Consider the following 2043-nt stretch of genomic DNA (forward strand, 5'->3'; position numbering starts at 1 on the left):
CCGCTGAAGGTGGCCGTACCATCACCGTTATCGATCAGGGACAGCCAGGCTGGGATGACAGCATTGTTGAACGTGACAGAATCATTTGTATCAGCGTCAAAGGTCGAGATCGTGGTTGTGTAGAGTACGTCCTCAATAGCATCGGGCAGTTTTGCGCTGGTCGTGAATACCGGTTCTTCGTTCAAATCAGCGACAACGACGGTAAAGCTGTGGTTTGCTGCCGAGCCATCGGTGGAGGTGGCCGTGACGGTGAAGTTGCGTTGCGATGCGGCTTCGTGATCCAGCACCGCAGCCGTGGTCACAATCCCATTGGCGTCTATGTCGAAAAGAGCTGCATCAGTGCCGGTGAGTTCGTAGGAAACGGTTTGCCCGGCATCGCCGTCCACACTGTTTGCAGTGATACCGACGATACTGCCAATGTCACTGTTTTCATTGATGATCCCATCGCTGCCGGCCGTGGCATTCGTGTCAGTAATCGGCGACAGATCTTCATCAGCCAGATCGGTGACAGTGACGGTAAAGTCACGCGTGGCAGTGGAGCCATCACTGGAGGTAGCTGTGACAGTGAAGTTGCGTTGCAATGCGGCTTCGTGATCCAGCGCCGCAGCGGTTGTTACCACCCCGTTGGCATCGATGCTGAACAGAGCGGCATCAGTACCGCTCAGTGCGTAGGAAACGGTTTGTCCCGCATCGGCGTCGATTGTATTGGCCGTGATACCGACAGTGCTGCCGATGGCGCTGTTCTCATCAATGATCCCATCGCTACCGGCCGTGGTATCCGTGTCGGTGATGGGAGACAGATCCTCATCGGGCAAGTCCGTTACGCTGACAGTAAAGTCACGCGTTGCAGTGGAGCCATCACTGGAGGTGGCTGTGACGGTAAAGCTGCGCTGCGATGCGGCTTCGTGATCCAGCGCCGCAGCGGTTGTTACCACCCCGTTGGCATCGATGCTGAACAGAGCGGCATCAGTACCGCTCAGTGCGTAGGAAACGGTTTGTCCCGCATCGGCGTCGATTGTATTGGCCGTGATACCGACAGTGCTGCCGATGGCGCTGTTCTCATCAATGATCCCATCGCTACCGGCCGTGGTATCCGTGTCGGTGATGGGAGACAGATCCTCATCGGGCAAGTCCGTTACGCTGACAGTAAAGTCACGCGTTGCAGTGGAGCCATCACTGGAGGTGGCTGTGACGGTAAAGCTGCGCTGATCGGCAGCTTCGTGATCCAGGATGGCGGCGGTGGTAACAATGCCATCAGCATCGATGCTGAACAGAGCCGCATCGGAGCCACTCAGCGTATAGGCAATGGTTTGTCCGTCGTCACCATCGACCGTATTGGCCGTGATCCCCACGTTACTGCCAATGGCACTATTTTCATCGATAATTCCATCGCTGCCGGCGGTGGTATCCGTGTCGGTGATTGGCGACAGATCTTCATCAGCCAGATCAGTGACAGTGACGGTGAAGTCACGGGTGGCGGTTGAACCATCACTGGAGGTGGCGGTGACAGTGAAGTTGCGTTGCGAGGCGGCTTCATGATCCAGGATGGCGGCGGTAGTAACAATGCCATCAGCATCGATGCTGAACAGAGCCGCATCGGAGCCACTCAGCGTATAGGCAATGGTTTGTCCGTCGTCACCATCGACCGTATTGGCCGTGATCCCCACGTTACTGCCAATGGCACTATTTTCATCGATAATTCCATCGCTGCCGGCGGTGGTATCCGTGTCGGTGATTGGCGACAGATCTTCATCAGCCAGATCAGTGACAGTGACGGTGAAGTCGCGGGTGGCGGTAGAGCCATCGCTGGAGGTGGCCGTGACGGCAAAGCTGCGCTGCGAGGCGACTTCATGATCCAGGATGGCGGCGGTGGTGACAATGCCATCGGCATCGATGCTGAACAGAGCCGCATCGGCACCACTTAGTGTATAGGCAACAGTTTGTCCGTCGTCACCGTCGACCGTATTGGCCGTAATACCGACAGTGCTGCCAATGGCACTATTCTCATCGACAATTCCATCGCTGCCAGCGGTAGTATTCGTG

The 2043-nt window shown here is 56.4% G+C and carries 1 protein-coding gene; it reads right to left on the reverse strand.

The window, feature by feature from the left end; all coding sequences use genetic code 11:
- Nucleotides 1-2043 (reverse strand): beta strand repeat-containing protein (locus ACSHWX_RS18580; RefSeq protein WP_435669693.1); only part of this gene is annotated, 2043 nt, incomplete at both ends.

It is taken from the genome of Maritalea sp. (assembly GCF_051251695.1).
Taxonomy (GTDB): domain Bacteria; phylum Pseudomonadota; class Alphaproteobacteria; order Rhizobiales; family Devosiaceae; genus Maritalea.